The organism is Pseudomonas sp. (assembly GCF_026224925.1).
In the GTDB taxonomy this organism is placed as follows: Bacteria; Pseudomonadota; Gammaproteobacteria; order Pseudomonadales; family Pseudomonadaceae; genus Aquipseudomonas.
The window spans coordinates 1-16,541 of sequence record NZ_JAMFRV010000531.1; the positions used below are offsets into that span (position 1 = coordinate 1).

Here is a 16,541-nt window from a genome sequence, read left to right on the forward strand (position 1 = left end):
CTGGAGCCTGGATATTGCCAAGGCGTTGGGCGCGTTGGACCTGGCATTGCGGCACGAGCGGCAGTAAGAGCCAACGGGTTGGCGAACGCTTGACACGGTGGTGCCTGCTGCTGCGCTTTATCAGGCCATTTATCCAAATACATTTGCCAGCCTCGGGCCATAGCTGGTATCTGTACGCCCATCCAGTGTTGGCAGCAAGCGGCTGTATTTCCCCAGTGACCATCAACCCCATTGACGATTCTCGCTATACCGTAGCCGTGCGTGCCTTGTGCGAGTTCACGGCCAAGGTGGGCGACCTCGACCTGCGCTTTACTCCAGCACCCACCGCGCTGGAGGGCATGGCCGGTCATCGTACTGTCGTGGCAAGGCGTGGCGATGGTTATGAGTCCGAAGTTGCCCTGAGTGGCGAATACCTGCACCTGAAGATCCGCGGCCGGGCAGATGGCTATAATCCGGCGCTGAATCAGCTCGAAGAGATAAAAACCTACCGTGGCGACCTAAGCACCATGCGCGCCAATCATCGGCAGTTGCATTGGGCCCAAGCCAAAATGTATGGCTGGTTACTCTGCCAACAGCTCGAACTCGATGAAATGCGTGTCGCATTGGTGTACTTCAATGTGGTCAGCGAAGAAGAAACCACGTTCCGCGAGCAGCACACGGCGCTTTCATTGCAGACGTTTTTCAATGAGCAATGCGCCGTGTTTTTGCGCTGGGCCCGTCAAGAAATGGCCCACACCCTCGCGCGCAATCAGCAGCTCGACGTGATGGCGTTTCCTCATCCAACGTTTCGCACCGGGCAACGTGCGTTAGCAGAGTCTGTTTTTAAGGCCGTCAGCACAGGCCGCTGCTTGATGGCGCAAGCGCCGACCGGCATTGGCAAGACCGTGGGCACGTTGTTTCCGATGCTCAAAGCCACGCCTGGGCAAAAACTCGACAAAATCTTCTTCCTCACGGCCAAGACACCTGGCCGAAAATTGGCGCTGGACGCCCTTAAAGTCATTCGCCACAGCGCACCGGAATTGACCTTGCGTGTGCTGGAAATGGTGGCGCGTGATAAGGCGTGCGAGCACCCGGACAAAGCCTGCAACGGTGATTCTTGCCCGCTGGCCAAGGGTTTTTATGATCGTTTGCCCGCCGCCCGTAGCGCCGCCCTGATCAACCCTTGGCTTGATCAGGCTGGATTGCGTGATGTCGCGCTGCAGCATCAAATATGTCCGTATTACCTGAGCCAGGAAATGGCCCGTTGGGTGGACGTGGTGATTGGTGATTACAACTATTATTTCGACCTCAGTGCATTGCTGTTCGGGCTTTGTCAGTTCAACCAATGGCAAGTGGCGGTACTGGTAGACGAGGCGCACAACATGGTCGAACGCACGCGCCAGATGTACAGCGCCAGCCTTGACCAGCAAAGCATGAATAGCATTCGACATATCGCGCCAGCCCCGGTGGCAAAAGCCTTGCAACGGCTGGACCGTGACTGGAACGCATTGCACCAGGATCAGGACGCCGAATATCAAGCGTATCCCGACACGCCCGGCAGATTTCTGCAGAGCCTGAGCCACTGCATCTCCGCCATGGGTGATTACTTCAACGAGTACCCACACGCCATGGATGGGCCACTGCAAGGTTTCTACTTTGAAGCCATCCAGTTCTCACGCATCGCCGAGCTGTTTGACGAGCACTTTGTGTTCGACATCAATAAACGCGAACTGAAAGATGCCCGCAGCCTGTCAAGACTCAACCTGCGTAATGTGGTGCCCGCGAACTTTATCCGACCGCGCCTGACTACCGCGCGCAGTACCGTGCTGTTTTCGGCGACGCTGAGCCCGCGTCATTACTATGCCGACCTACTGGGGTTGCCGGGCAGTACCGCGTGGGTTGATGTCGAGTCGCCGTTCTCCCGTGAGCAACTGGACGTGCGCATCATTAGTCAGATATCCACTCGCTTTACTCATCGAAAAGCGTCTCTGGCGCCCATCGTCGAACTGATGGCCGAACAGTTCTTGCAGCAACCCGGCAATTACCTCGCCTTTTTCAGCAGTTTTGATTACCTGCAGCAAGTCGCCGACTTGATGCACGAACGCCACCCACACATTGCCCTTTGGTTGCAATCGCGAGGCATGGCTGAGGCTGAGCGCCAGGCATTCCTTGATAAATTTACCCTGAGCAGCCAAGGCATTGGTTTTGCCGTGCTGGGCGGGGCGTTTGGCGAAGGGATTGATTTGCCGGGCACCCGCTTGATTGGAGCGTTTATTGCGACCTTGGGCCTGGCGCAGTTGAACCCGGTGAATGAACAACTCAAGCAGCGCATGACGGTGTTGTTTGGCGCCGGCTACGATTACACCTATCTTTATCCGGGGCTGCAAAAAGTGGTGCAGGCTGCCGGGCGGGTAATTCGTGGGATAGAGGATCGCGGCGTGGTGATGTTGATCGACGACCGATATGCCGAACGCAAGGTGCAGAAATTACTGCCTGCGTGGTGGCAGTTGTAAATCGTTCAACAACTTACGGATAGATAGCTGGGCGTAGCGGTCAAACTGCCAGTAAACTGCCGCTCGGCGGCCTGCTTCAGTCGTGTATCAGCACCGCATGTAGGGGGGGCAATCGTCCCACTCAATTTTTGTCTTTGTTACATCCATGGAGGTTTCTATGAGTCTCAGTCCCTTGGCCGGCAAACCAGCGCCAGCAGAACTGTTGGTCGATCTCCCGCGACTGGTGACGGCTTATTACACTGGCCAGCCCGATGCTTCGGTGGCTACCCAGCGCGTATCATTCGGCACCTCTGGCCATCGCGGCAGCTCTTTTGATCTTAGCTTTAACGAGTGGCACGTCTTGGCGATCAGCCAGGCCATCTGCCTGTACCGTCAGGCCAACGGCATTGATGGTCCGCTGTTCCTTGGCGCGGACACCCACGCCTTGTCGACCCCGGCCAGTGTCACTGCGCTGGAAGTGTTGGCCGCTAATGGCGTACAGGTGATGATCGCTGAAAACGATGAATACACGCCAACACCGGCAATTTCCCATGCAATCATTTGCTACAACCGTGGCCGCACTACCGGGCTGGCGGACGGCATCGTCATCACGCCTTCACACAACCCGCCGGAAAGCGGCGGGTTTAAGTACAACCCACCAAACGGCGGCCCAGCCGACACCCATATCACCAAGTGGATTGAGGCCAAGGCCAACGAACTGCTGGCTGAGAAGGTGCTGGGCATCACGCGCATGAGCTATGAAAAAGCGCTGAAGGCCGATACCACTCACCGCCACGACTACCTCAACACTTACGTCGCTGACCTGAAAAGTGTCATCGACATGGACGCGATTCGCGGCGCGAATCTGCGCTTGGGCGTTGACCCATTGGGCGGTGCCGGGGTGCATTACTGGTCTGCCATCGGCGAGCACTACGGCCTGAACCTGGAAGTGGTGAACAAAGAAGTCGATCCGACGTTCCGGTTCATGTGCGTTGATTGGGACGGTCGCATCCGGATGGACCCGTCGTCGAGCTTTGCCATGCAAGGACTGATCGGTCTAAAAGATCGTTTTCAAGTGGCTTTCGCTTGTGACCCGGACCACGATCGCCACGGCATCGTGACCCCAACCGGTGGTTTGCTCGCGCCAAACAACTACCTCGCGGTGAGCATCGATTACCTGTTTCAGAACCGCCCCAATTGGCGCGCAGACGCGGCTATTGGTAAAACCGTGGTCAGCAGCGGCATGATTGATCGGGTGGCCAAACGCTTGGGCCGCCGCCTGTATGAGGTGCCGGTGGGCTTTAAATGGTTTGCCGACGGCCTGTTCGACGGCTCCTTGGGCTTTGGCGGTGAAGAAAGCGCGGGTGCATCTTTCTTGCGCAAAGACGGCAGCGTATGGACCACAGATAAAGATGGCTTGATCCCGGCCTTGTTGGCGGCAGAAATCACTGCACGTAAGGGCCGTGATCCTAGCGAGATCTACCAGGCACTGACCGAAGAGCTGGGCGAACCGTTATCCACGCGAGTCGAGGCCAAGGCCAACCCTGCGCAGAAAGCGCTGTTGGGCAAATTATCCCCGGACCAAGTGACGTCTACCGAGTTGGCGGGCGAATCGATTCAAAGCATTCTCAGCCATGCACCCGGCAATGATCAGGCGATTGGTGGCCTAAAGGTGATGACCGAAAACGGCTGGTTCGCGGCACGTCCATCGGGCACCGAAGACATCTACAAAATTTACGCGGAAAGCTTTATCGGCGAAGACCACCTCAAGCGTTTGGTAGCTGAGGCGCAGGTGCTGGTAGATGCGGCCATCGCGCCGCGTTAAATGTAAGGTTGCACGCACAAAAAAAAGGGACGGCATTTGCCGTCCCTTTTTGTTTGCAACGCTTTTTCAATCGAAGTCAGGCGACATCCATCAGAATGATTTCGCTGTCCTCAATGGCCGTTACCTTCAGCACACGCTCGTTTTCTACCGCTACGCCATCGCGCGCCACTGCACGCAGTCCATTGACCTCAATGACCCCGGTTGCCGGTACCAGGTACGCCCGACGGCCAGCGTCCAGACGATATTCAGCGGTTTCACCCGCTTTCAGGTTCGCGGCCACCAAGCGTGCATCGGCTCGAATCCGCAGGCTTTGGTCGTCGCCGACTTTTCCGCTGGCCAAGGTCACGAAACCTTCGCGATTGCCTTTAGGAAACGGCTTGGCACCCCAAGAAGGCGCTGAACCGGTCTCATTAGGCACGACCCAAATCTGAAAAATCCGGGTCTCAGTGGACTCTTGGTTGTATTCGCTGTGAGCAATCCCGGTACCGGCGCTCATGACCTGAACATCGCCAGCCTCGGTGCGGCCTTTGTTACCCAGGTTGTCTTCGTGGGTGATTGCACCTTCACGAACGTAGGTGATGATTTCCATGTCGCGGTGCGGGTGCTTAGGGAACCCGGTACCAGCGGCAATCACATCATCGTTCCACACCCGCAATTGACCCCAGTTCATACGTTTAGGGTCGTAGTATTCGGCAAAAGAGAAGTGATGATGAGCGTTCAGCCAGCCGTGGTTTGCGCCGCCCAAGGTGTTAAAAGGTCTTAATTCAAGCATGATTGTGGCCTCTCCAGAGCAGAACCGGGCTATGTGCTTCAGTGCTGCTGAACGTTGATGTGAGTTGATGGGGAGTATCATCTATCAAATATAGATCAGTAAAAAGCGGGATTTTTGCAGTAAAGCTATCTATTTATTAGATTGATCTATGGCAAGTCAATACACGCTCGTATCGACTTCACCTGCACTTGATCGGCTAACACGCTGATCGCAAAGCATTTCACTAGAAGTCATCGCTGAATGCGGCCACCATGTCCGTCAATTCGCTCACAACTGACACCTGGAGCCCGCGTGCAGCATCAATTACCTGATGATCTTTCTCCTCCTGAACAGCTTCCTTGGATTAAACGCCTGCTGGCTCGTCTGATTGGCCGCAGCCTTAATAGCCTGCGCGCGCTGCATTCGCCTTCATGGTCACAAGGGCACGCCGACGGCTACCTCAATGGCCATGGGGAAGGCATGAACGAAGGTTATGCGGAGGGTCGTCTGGACGGCGTAGAAGAAGGGCGTCAGGTCTTGCTGATTCGCGACACTCGTCCCACCGAGCACCGTGGGCCGCGCATCGACGACCATCTGTTTGATGATTGGCGCTTGGCCCTGACTCCCGAGCTGAAAAAGCGGATCAAGGCCGATGTTGCGCTAAAACTGCCGGCACATGTGCAGCCCAGCACGGCGCAATGGAGGATGATCTTCAGCGACACGCCGTCTACGTATGTCATCGCGGGTGCTGGCGCGGGCAAATCCACGTCGTTGGTGCTTCGCATTTTGCTGCTGAGTCATTATTTAGGCTTTGAACTCAGTTCTATGACCGTAGTGACCTTCACCCGAGAGTCGCGCAAGGACTTCATCAACAAGCTGATTGAGATCATGGGGTTGTGGGGTCACACCCTGAGCTTGAAAGAGGGCCGGGACCTAGTGCGCACTTTTCACTCTCGTATCCTGCCGCTGGTGCGCAGCTTGCCAGGCTTCAGCCAGTTGCGTGCGTTTGAGAACCTTAGTAACCAGGCGCCACTGTTGGGCACGGACGAGGGCGCCGACAGCAACCCGTTCGACTTGCGAATCAATGATGCGCAGCGCCAGCAACTGAATCTCTGCTATCGCGATCTTTACGCCAGCAACCAGCGCTTTCGTGAGGTCATGGCACCGCTCTATCGTCAATCCTTGCAACTCAAAGAACTGGACCGCGATCATCCCGATGTGCAAAAGCGCATCACTGTGACCGAGCTGTCGGCCAAGCGTGATGAAGATCTGTGCGACACCATTGAAGACCTGTGGATTCGAGCTGGGGCGTGGCCTATAAATGGCATTGAGCCTATGCGCCAAACCATTGAAATAAATGGATTTCCATTTCATTTTCACGGCTATATAGCCGCGCTGGATGCGTGGGTTGTGCTCGGATTTGACCCGTCTGAAAATCAGCAAATGAAGCGTTCGGCAGCCAAGTTACCGGTATGGGCTGAATGGGTTATAAAGCGCACCTTGTTTCAAGCTTTCTGTCGCAAACCTTTGATATGGCTAGAGAACTATGAGTCAGCCAAGCGTGTTTTGCAGTCGTTAGAAGGGTCTGCCGTGGCTGGCCCAGGATTTGACTACAAAGTTAAAGGTGAGCTAAGCGCAGCACCGGTGCTGGATGGCTTTGTGTCTGCTGCCAGCTTTATCGAAAACCTTGGGCTGGACGTGCCTGCCGCCGTGGCGGACATGAGCTTCGCCGCCAATGACCCGGATCGGTATTTCTTTGAAGCCTTGAGCCTGTTCTGGAAAGCATTTGAAGGTCATTTACTGGCGCAGTCTCCACCGGTCATGACGTACAACAGAATGTTCGCGATGTTTGGCGAGACCTCACCGGAAAACTTCAAATTGATCAGCGACGAGCTGTTGCGGCCGCTGTCACACCTGATGATCGATGAATTTCAGGACGTATCGCCGCAAATCGTTTCATGGATTCGCGCCAGCCTACGTGAGATTCGCAGCCGCGGTCCTGCCATGCACGTGGGCCGCGTAGCTCAACGGTCGTCGTTGCTGTGTGTGGGCGATGATTGGCAGTCGATCTACGGCTGGCGCGGCAGTTCACCGAAATACTTCATGGAATTCGCCAAAGAGTTTTCGTCTCCCGCTACAACCAAAGTAATGCTGAGCGATAACTTCCGCAGCCATCAACACATCATCGACGCCGCCGAACACATTGTTCGTGCCGCTCCGGCAATTGCCGGCAAAAAGGCCAAGGCGGCTGGCGGACCTCAGGAGCTGCTGCCGGTAACGGTGCTGGACCGTGACGATGACGAACTCACTGATCGTTTGATCCAGCATTACAACGACGGCGATTCGATCCTGCTGCTGTATCGAAAAAGCAGTGAAAAAGCCAAGCTTTCCGATAGGTTACAGTCGCTTGTTAATTACGATTCTGGCTTGCCCGCAGAGTCAAAACGCTTTAAGCAACTGACCTATCACAGCTCAAAAGGCTTGCAGGCTGACGCGGTGTTTCTGCTGGGAGACTGCCAGCACTTGACCCAATCGCCCTTCAAAAATCAGGTGTACCGCATGGCGGGTTTGGGCAAGGATGGCGATGCCGATCCGTTTGATTCCGCGCAGAAGGACGAAATCCTGCGCTTGGCGTATGTCGCGATTACCCGTGCGGCGCGTCACTGCTATTGGTACATCGACAGCAACAACAGTGCCGGGTCCGCACAGAACGCAACAATCCCCAAGGCTTCCGACAGGATTGCAGGCGACAAAGCATTTTTCGATGACAGACGGGGGCAGGGGATCAGGCAGGATTCTTGAGGCAGGCCGCGTTGGGTTTCAGCAGACTTTCAATGTCTGCGGCGGGATGAACGACTCCAGTTCATCCTCAATAGCTTCAATGATGCGCTCGACGTCGGGAGCGTTCATGACGGTTGCGCAAGGGAGGGCGGCGATTGCAATGATTGTCTCTCCGGTGGCGCGATCAAACAGACGTGCAACCATGCTGCTGGGCGCGTCCATGCTGGCCTCAAACCCGAGCGGGTGAAAGTGCCAGCGCATCAATTGGCAGGCATTGGGGAACGTGACTTTGTTCATACGGCTTACCTCTTGATTGAACAAGCTGCCTAGCCACAAGCTGAAGTCGAAGGGTGAGTTGCGCCGCCCCTCCTGGTGGATAAAAGTAGCACTCCATTGCGGTGAGCAGATACGGTTTTTTGTCCGACCGGCTTAACTTTTTAAATTTTTTGATCTACGTCATATTTTCACTGTCCGCGGGTAGTTTCCATGGCTGCGATTGATGTGTTTTTTTTTGTTGTCGAATGGGTGCTGTTAAGGGTTTTTTCTATAAATAAGCATGCGAATGAGTGCTTGCCTCCCGCTTTGACGGACTTGATCAACCCGTCAGAAATTGTATGTGCTTCATGGATATGTAAAAAAATATTTCAAAACAGATCAATGTATCGGCGGTGGCTGCCGATAGCTTTGTGCAGCACTTTGAATGAAACGGTACTTACTCTGCGATGAGCAGGCGTGGACGCTTGTAGTTTCCTTCCCTATTGAGACCCATTATGACAATAAGAAACATGAACATAGCTCCGCGTGCCTTCCTTGGGTTCGCGTTTATCGCCCTGCTGGTGATTGGCTTGGGTGTGTTTGCCCTGAACCGCATGACCGTGATTCGGCAGACTGCCACCAATATGCAGTTCGACGTGCTGCCTAGTGTCACGTTTCTGGGGGACGTAACGGAGAACGTACTGCGCCTGCGCGTGACCTCCTTCCGAGTATTGATCAATCGCGAACCCGACATGCTGAAGGAAAGCACTGCGCGTATCGATGATTTGGTCGGCAAGCTGCAAAAGGCTTTATCCAGTTATTCAGCGTTACCGATGTCGCCAGAAGAGGCGACTCTTTATAAAACATTCAGCGCCACGCTGGACAGCTACCTGCGGGCTCAAACCCAGATGCTAGAGCTGTCGCGGAACGAAAAGACTGAAGAGGCGCGGGGTATAATCAACTCGCGCATGAAGACAGATTCGGATGCGATGGGCGATCAACTTAAACAATTGATCATCATTAATAAAAGCGTCTCGAAACACATGCTGGATGTCGCCAGCGATACGTATGACACCGCTAATATTTTGGTCGTGGTGGTGGCGGTCGGCGCGGCATTATTGACCGTTCTATTAGCCTGGTTGTTGACTCGCAGCATTGTGATACCCCTGACCCGTGCACTGCGCGCGGCTGAAGACATTGCGGGCGGTAACTTGACCAAGTCCATTTTGGTTGACGGTAAAGACGAACCGGCTCGTTTGCTGACCGCTTTGCAGGTCATGCAGCAGAATTTACGTAAAACGATCGAACAAATCTCTGGTTCAGCGACTCAGTTGGCGTCCGCTGCCGAAGAGTTGAGCGTGGTCACTGACGAAGCTTCCCGTGGCTTGCAACAGCAAAATAACGAAATCGAACAGGCGGCCACTGCCGTCAATGAAATGACCGCAGCGGTGGAAGAAGTCGCGCGTAACGCGGTATCGACCTCGGAGGCATCGCAGCAATCCAACCAGACGGCGCGTATAGGTCGCGATCGGGTGGTGGAAACCGTGACGGCTATTCAAGCCATGACCACGGACGTACAAACGACGACGGTGTTGGTTGAGGGCCTGGCAGCGCAAGGGCGTGATATCGGTAAAGTGCTGGATGTCATTCGTTCGATTGCTGAGCAGACCAACCTGTTGGCGTTGAATGCCGCGATTGAGGCCGCTCGGGCAGGCGAAGCGGGCAGGGGGTTTGCGGTGGTGGCCGACGAAGTCCGTGCGCTGGCACACCGGACGGCGCAGTCGACTCGGGAAATTGAACAGATGGTTGCCGGTATTCAAAACGGCACTGGTGAAGCGGTGCAGTCGATGCTGTTGAACACCAGCCGTACTCAATCAACGCTTGAACTGGCACATGCTGCTGGTGTTGCGCTGGAGCAGATCACAGTAGCGATATCGCAAATTAATGAACGTAATCTGGTGATCGCCAGCGCATCGCAAGAGCAAGCTCAGGTATCGCGCGAGGTCGACCGCAACCTCGTCAACATCCGTGACCTCGCCACGCAATCCGCCACAGGCGCTCACCAGACTAGCGCTGCCAGCAACGAACTGTCGCGGCTGGCGCTGGATTTGAGCGGCATGGTGGCGCGGTTCGTGATCTAAACAGGCCTTGGCGACTCGGTGTGCCAGACACACGCACTCGAATCCTAAACGCCTACTTGCGCCACACCTCAGGATTCACCAGATTCGCCGGCCGGTCGCCGGCCAATGCGCTGATCAGGTTCTCTACTGCGCATTGCGCCATGGCTTCGCGGGTTTCGTGGGTGGCAGAACCCATGTGGGGGGTGGCAACCACGTTGTTCAGCCTTAACAGTGGCGAATCCGGGTCCAGTGGCTCACGTTCAAATACGTCCAAGCCTGCGGCGCGAATCTGGTTGTTCTGCAATGCCGTAATCAATGCCTTTTCATTGACCACTTTGCCCCGTGAAATATTGATGAAAATACTCTGGGAGCGCATCAAGCCAAATTGCTCTGTGCCGATCAAGCCTTCGGTTTCAGCGGTCAATGGTAACGTCAGACAGATAAAGTCCGCTTCTTTCAACACACCCTCAAGGCTTCGGTAGCCCGCATTGAAGCGTGCCTCCACCGCCGGTTTCGGCGAATGGCTGTGGTAAATGACCGGCATGCCGAAGCCAAAATGCCCGCGCTGGGCCAATGCCTCGCCAATCCGGCCCATGCCAATGATGCCCAGGGTTTTACCGTGGACGTCGCTGCCGAAATGATCCGGGCCGAGGTTGCTGGTCCATTGGCCACTGCGTACCAGGTTCGCTAACTCCACCACCCGGCGGGCTGTGGCCAGGATCAGTGCGAAGCCTGTGTCGGCCGTGGTTTCAGTTAGCACATCCGGCGTATTGGTCAGCAAGATGCCGCGTCGGTTGAAGTACTCCACGTCGTAATTGTCGATGCCCACCGAGACACTGGACACGGCTTTCAGGTGCGGGGCCAGGTCCAGCAGATCAGCGTCCAGCTTGATGCTCGCGCCCAGCACACCGTGGGCATGGGGAAGTGCCGCACGCAGGCGCGCCAAGCCATCGCGGTTTGGCTCGTCGATAAAGGTTACGTCAGCCTGTTCCTGCAAACGGTGCATCAAGGCAGGCGATAGCTTTTTATACAGAACGACCTGGTTTCTCATCGTATTCATTCCTGTGTTCAAGGATGCGCCGCAACGCGGGGCAGGGGACGTTCGGTGCGCGCGGGCGTCGAGTCATTGCCGGGGTTGAGCAGAAGCGTCAATACCACTGAGGCCAGTAACGCGCCGCTCATTAAGAGATAAGAAGCGCTCGGGTTGCCGGTGGCACCGTTGAGGTAACCCACCATATAAGAACCGGCGAAAGAACCCAGTGCACCCATGCTGTTGATCAAGGCCATGGCGCCGCCGGCAACGTTGGACGGCAGGATCTCTGGCACGATGGCGAAAAATGGTCCGTACGGGGCGTACATGCACGCCCCGGCCAGCACCAGCAGTGAGTACGACCACCAGAAATGCTCACTGCCCAGCGCGTAAGAGCCATAAAACGCAATAGCCGCCAGCAGCAGCGGCGGCCAGACGAAACGTTTGCGGCGCTGGATCTTGTCAGACCCCCACGACACCACCAACATGGCAATCACCGCCGCCAGATACGGCAGCGCCGAGAGCCATCCGGCTTCAACCATGTCTAGATCGGCGCCTTGTTTGAGGATCGACGGCAACCACAGCACAAAGCCGTAGACGCCGATGCTCCAGCAGAAAAACTGTAACGCGAGGATGATCACCTTGGGCGAGCGGAACGCTTCGGCATAGTTCTTCACCGGTTTTATACCCACTTGCTCGGCTTCCAGTGTGCGCTGCAACTCGGCCTTTTCTTCCTCGCCAAGCCATTTTGCCTGGGCCGGCTTTTCATCGGCCAAACGCCACCAGATAAACGCCCAGATAATGGCTGGCAAGCCTTCGACGATGAACATCCAGCGCCAATTGAAGTGCGCGACCAGGTACCCGGACACCACCGACATCCAAAGCATCGTCACCGGGTTGCCGAGAATCAAAAAGGTATTGGCCCTTGAGCGTTCGGCTTTAGTGAACCAATGGCACAGGTACACCAACATCGCTGGCATAACGGCCGCCTCGACGACGCCAAGCATGAAGCGGATGACGATCAGCATGTAGGCGTTGGAGACGATCCCGGTAAGCGTGGCTAGGCCACCCCACAGAATCAAACTGACGAAGATCAGTTTTTTAACGCTGTTCTTTTGCGCATAGATCGCACCGGGGACCTGAAAGAAAAAGTAACCCAGAAAAAACAGGGCGCCCAATAACGACGAAAGCCCCGGCGTGATATGTAAGTCTTCAGCCATTCCGGAGGCAGCAGCGAACCCGTAATTGGCACGGTCCAGATAAGCCAGACTGTATGTGATGAACACGATGGGCATGATGTACAGCCAGCGGCGATTGATTAAACGTAACTTTTCCATTGCGATGCTCCTGAGCTTGTTTTGTTTTTGTCGCAGCAGGTAATCAGGTGTGCGGACAGGCGACGATTGGGTCAGGCCGGTTGTTGTCGCAGAGGTGCATCGGACAACGCTGCCTGCAACTCTGCACGCAACGGTAATCCTTCCATGTCGCCTCGGCTTTGCACGGCGCGGCTACCGATCCAGTTGCCGCGCACCACCGCTTGGGCAAAGCTCTGGTTTTCCAGCAGGGCACTGATGACCCCCACCGCAAAACCATCGCCGGCGCCCACGGTATCGACCACGTTGACCACCGGTACGCCAGGGACAAAACCTTGATCGTGCTGGGAGCGGAAATACGCGCCTTTGGCGCCGAGTTTGATGACCACCGCTTCGACACCTTTATCCAAATAGAACGCTGCGATGTCGCCCGGGTCTTCATAACCAGTCAGTAACGCGCCTTCGGTAAGGCCCGGCATGACCCAATGGGCAAGAACGGCGAGGCGGTTGATCTCGGTGATCATGGTTGCCTGGCTTGACCACAGTGAAGGGCGCAAGTTGGGGTCGAACGACACGCTGCGCCCGTTCTCGCGCATGCTGGTCATCAATTGCCAGGACAGCTCCCGTGTGGTGTCCGACAACGCAGCGGGAATTCCAGTGGCGTGTAAGTGACGAGCGCTGAGCAATGTGGGGGTGATGTCGGCCACCGACAGGTGACTGGCCGCTGAACCGCGGCGAAAGTACTCGACACGAGGGTCGTTGCCGCCAAGTTCACGCGACTTGAGTTGAAAACCGGTTGGCTGCGCAGGATCAATCGTGACGTGGCTGCAATCGACGCCTTCACGCTGCAGGCTGTCGATCACAAAGCGCCCAAAAGAGTCAGCGCCCACCCGGCTCAGCCAGGCCACGTTAAACCCCAGCCGTGCCAGCCCGATGGCGACATTGCTGTCGGCTCCGGCAATTCGTTTGCCGAAATGTTCGACGTGGGCCAAGTCGCCGGGCTGTTCGGCGACGAACATGGCCATGGTTTCACCGAACGAAAGGATATCGAAGTCAGACATGAGTCACTGCCTCCTGTGCTTGGCCGAGGCGGGCGAGGGGGTAAATGTGTTGTCGCGTCAGTTGCAGCAAATCGTCACCTTGCAGCGGATATTCGATTGCCCGAGGCAGGCCCTCTTTGAATTGCATCATCAATTGCTCCCAGAGGTTTAAGTCACTGAGCGCCGGCGGGGTTGCTATCAGTTTGCCGTGGGCGTTTCGTGACACCGCTTTGCAATGGACGTACTCAACGTAACGGCCCAGCTGCTTGGCGGCACTAATCGCCGATTGTTCCTGCCACTGCCAGTTACCTATATCGAACGTGAGACCCACTGGGGCGTTCAGTTCTTCGACACGGCCGAAGAATCGCCGCAACGGTTCAATTCGACCGCCCTGAAAGGTCTGATCGTTTTCCACCAATAACCGCACCGAATGCTGCGCCAGGCATTCAGCCAACGTGGTCATGTCACAACCGCCGCTAAAATGACCCAACGAAACCTTCAACCACTGAGCGCCGCAGATCGCCGCGCTCAGCAGTTTGGCTTCAAGCTGGTCATTTGGCTGGCTTTGGCCGGTGACCCACAGCTCCATGGGTGATGAGCACAGGCACTCCAAACCATGGGCTGCGATTGCCGGCGCGAATGCCGTAAGGTTTTCGTCAGTGAACAATTCTTCGCGCAGCTCGATACGGGTCACGCCAGCGTCGGCCAGCAATGGGATAAAGCTCGCCTGACCACGTTCACGGACCAGATCGGCGCCGTAGCTTGAAAGGCTGATAGACACGGGGAAAAGATTCATTGTTTCGGTCCTCTGAAACCGGTTTCATTTTTGTTTCAAAAAAAACGGTGTGAATGTTGGTCCTGATGATCAGCGTCGGGGTTGGGTCGAGCCGCGAATAATCAGCTGTGCCGGGAAATCGAACAGACGCGGTGGTTCTGCGTCGCCGCGTAGCCGGTTCAGCAGGCATTCAAACGCCGTCACGCCAATGTCGTAAGTGGGCTGGGCAAGCGAGGTGATGCCGCTGCCGACCAAGGGATACCAATCCAGTTCATCCAATGCGATCAAGCCAATGTCATCAAACAACGGGCAGCCCAACTCGCGCAGCAAGCGGGTGCAGGTTAGGGTTGCGATGCCATTTCCGGTGAACAGCGCCTTCGGGCCGGGGCCCGGTGCGGATAGAAACGCCTGTAACTGCGCACCCAATTGATCACCGGTTTCTAGCACGTGTCCGCGCATATGTGCACGCTGAGTGATCAGGTGCTTGAAGGCATCGACCCTTTCGAATCGAGAACTGGTGCCGTCTTGCTGCTCGCTGACCAGCAGAATGTCGCGATAACCGCGTTCGTCCAGGTGATCAATGGCTTGGCGCACCGCGTCTGCATTGTTGAGCCCGACAAGGTCGCTTCGCAGCTGCTCAACTTTGCGGTCAACGAGCACCATCGGCAGTTCTTCATGCAATTGGCGCAGCTCATCGAGGTGATGGCCGAGGGTATTCACGATCAATCCTTCGATGTTGTAGGAGCGCAGTGCAGCAAGATGAATGCGTTCTTGTTCGTCATCACGGTTGGTGTTGCACACGACCAGGCTGTAACCGTGCAAGCGGCAGGCGGTTTCAACCCCGTGCATCACGGCGACAGAATAGGGATTGCGAATGTCGGCGACCAACATCCCGATCAAACGCGTACGCCCACGCTTGAGCCCGCGCGCCATTTGATTGGGGCGATAACCGAGGGTTTCGATGGCTTGTTCGATACGTAATGCGATGGCGTCAGACAGCAGCTGTCGGTCTTCGCCGATGAAGCGCGAGACACTGGCTTTGGACACTCGGGCCAGTTCGGCTACGTCATTCATCGTCACGCGGGAACGCGGAGTGGGGGAGAAACTATTCAAAATATTGACCCGGATTATATTTATTGGGGCTCTGAAAACGGTTTCAGAGAACACCAAAGCGCCGGGCGAGTCAACTTTTTTGGGCTGAGTGGTATACGTTAATTCCCAAGGAGCCTACGTGTTGGCGTTGGAATGGAGTTTAAGCCGAGCAGGGACAGCTCAGATGACATGTGCATGATGCAGCTCAGTCAATGCTTGTGCTTTCAGCCGAGCCAACGCTGGATCGCGACGGTCACGGGGGTGAGGGAGGTCAACACCAAGCGTCTGGCGAATGCTACTCGGGCGGTTGTCCATCACGAGTACCCGGTCACTCAGGTACAGCGCTTCATCAACGTCGTGGGTGACCAACAAAAGCGCAATGGCGTGGTGCTCGGCAAGTTGCAATAGCAAGTCTTGGAGCTTCATGCGAGTGAACGCATCGACAGCGCTGAATGGCTCGTCGAGCAGCAAGGTTTGTGGCCGCGAGTACAAGCCTCGTGCGATGGCCACCCGTTGTGCCATGCCGCCCGACAGCGCTTTGGGCAGCGCGTGGGTAAAACCACTGAGGCCGACTTCATCGATCAGTTGTCCGACCCAAGCCCTGTCGTAATGCTTATCGTCGCTGAAGCCGATATTTTGCTCGACGGTCAGCCATGGCATCAGCCGTGGCTCTTGAAACACAAAGGCGACTTCGCCGGCCGCGCGCTGCAAAGTGCCTTCGAAGTCGCGATCCAGCCGGGCGATGATCCGTAGCAGGGTGCTCTTGCCGCAGCCACTCGGGCCCAACAGGCTGACGATTTCCCTTGAGTGCAGGTGTAGCTGCACTTCATTGAGGACTTCAGTGGCGCCGAATGTTTTGCGCGTGACATGTATATCCAGCAGTGGCTGAGCCATGTTTATTGTTCCTGGCCTTGGCCATTGAAGGTGTCGCGCCAGGCGAGGAAGCGCTTTTCCAAAGCCGCCAGTACCCCGTCACATACTTTGCCTAGCACGGCCAATACGATGATCGCTGCGAACACAATGTCGGGGCGGGATGTTTCGCGACCATCGCTGAGCAAATAACCGAGGCCCTTGGTGGCGGCGATTAA

At 56.0% G+C, this 16,541-nt stretch carries 12 protein-coding genes and 1 pseudogene; 4 read left to right on the forward strand and 9 right to left on the reverse strand.

Annotated features, from left to right (window positions below):
- Positions 1-215 precede the first annotated feature (215 nt).
- Entirely contained in the window at positions 216-2,492 is a 2,277-nt protein-coding gene (locus tag M0974_RS22340; RefSeq protein ID WP_367279040.1) for an ATP-dependent DNA helicase, read from the forward strand.
- 157 nt (positions 2,493-2,649) lie between these two features.
- Positions 2,650-4,296 carry a phosphoglucomutase (alpha-D-glucose-1,6-bisphosphate-dependent) gene (pgm, locus tag M0974_RS22345; protein ID WP_297841882.1) on the forward strand — a complete coding sequence of 549 codons (1,647 nt, stop codon included), beginning with the start codon at positions 2,650-2,652 and terminating at the stop codon, positions 4,294-4,296.
- A 76-nt stretch (positions 4,297-4,372) separates the two neighbouring features.
- On the opposite strand, the gene M0974_RS22350 is transcribed toward pgm, so the two are convergent.
- Positions 4,373-5,068, reverse strand: coding sequence for a pirin family protein (locus M0974_RS22350; RefSeq protein WP_297841884.1), 696 nt, complete (start codon positions 5,066-5,068; stop codon positions 4,373-4,375).
- Between the two features lie 459 nt (positions 5,069-5,527).
- On the opposite strand from M0974_RS22350, the gene M0974_RS22355 reads away from it, so the two are divergent.
- Positions 5,528-7,849 carry a UvrD-helicase domain-containing protein gene (locus M0974_RS22355; protein ID WP_297841917.1) on the forward strand — a complete coding sequence of 774 codons (2,322 nt, stop codon included), beginning with the start codon at positions 5,528-5,530 and terminating at the stop codon, positions 7,847-7,849.
- An 18-nt stretch (positions 7,850-7,867) separates the two neighbouring features.
- Here M0974_RS22355 and M0974_RS22360 read toward each other — a convergent pair whose 3' ends face one another.
- On the reverse strand, positions 7,868-8,125 hold the full coding sequence (locus M0974_RS22360; protein ID WP_297841887.1) for a DUF1652 domain-containing protein: 258 nt from the start codon (positions 8,123-8,125) through the stop codon (positions 7,868-7,870).
- Positions 8,126-8,598: 473 nt separating this feature from the next.
- Here M0974_RS22360 and M0974_RS22365 point away from each other — a divergent pair, with 473 nt between their 5' ends.
- Positions 8,599-10,224 carry a methyl-accepting chemotaxis protein gene (locus tag M0974_RS22365; RefSeq protein ID WP_297841890.1) on the forward strand — a complete coding sequence of 542 codons (1,626 nt, stop codon included), beginning with the start codon at positions 8,599-8,601 and terminating at the stop codon, positions 10,222-10,224.
- Between the two features lie 52 nt (positions 10,225-10,276).
- On the opposite strand, the gene M0974_RS22370 is transcribed toward M0974_RS22365, so the two are convergent.
- From M0974_RS22370 to M0974_RS22400, 7 genes and pseudogenes are all read right to left on the reverse strand, one after another.
- Positions 10,277-11,254: a D-glycerate dehydrogenase gene (locus M0974_RS22370; protein WP_297841892.1), complete on the reverse strand. Its 978-nt coding sequence runs from the start codon at positions 11,252-11,254 to the stop codon at positions 10,277-10,279.
- 17 nt (positions 11,255-11,271) lie between these two features.
- The gene (locus tag M0974_RS22375; protein WP_297841895.1) at positions 11,272-12,570 is read right to left on the reverse strand and encodes an MFS transporter; all 1,299 of its coding nucleotides are present in this window, start codon (positions 12,568-12,570) and stop codon (positions 11,272-11,274) included.
- Positions 12,571-12,641: 71 nt separating this feature from the next.
- Positions 12,642-13,607, reverse strand: a complete 966-nt coding sequence (locus tag M0974_RS22380) for a sugar kinase (protein WP_297841899.1) — start codon at positions 13,605-13,607, stop codon at positions 12,642-12,644.
- The gene (locus M0974_RS22385; RefSeq protein WP_297841902.1) at positions 13,600-14,382 is read right to left on the reverse strand and encodes a TIM barrel protein; all 783 of its coding nucleotides are present in this window, start codon (positions 14,380-14,382) and stop codon (positions 13,600-13,602) included. Before M0974_RS22385 ends, M0974_RS22380 begins: the two co-directional genes overlap by 8 nt.
- Positions 14,383-14,451: 69 nt before the next feature.
- A complete protein-coding gene (locus M0974_RS22390) occupies positions 14,452-15,474 on the reverse strand; it encodes a LacI family DNA-binding transcriptional regulator (RefSeq protein WP_297841905.1) in 1,023 nt (340 codons plus the stop codon).
- 159 nt (positions 15,475-15,633) lie between these two features.
- Positions 15,634-16,347 carry an ABC transporter ATP-binding protein gene (locus M0974_RS22395; RefSeq protein ID WP_297841910.1) on the reverse strand — a complete coding sequence of 238 codons (714 nt, stop codon included), beginning with the start codon at positions 16,345-16,347 and terminating at the stop codon, positions 15,634-15,636.
- 2 nt (positions 16,348-16,349) lie between these two features.
- Positions 16,350-16,541: pseudogene (locus tag M0974_RS22400) on the reverse strand (ABC transporter permease); the annotation flags it as partial.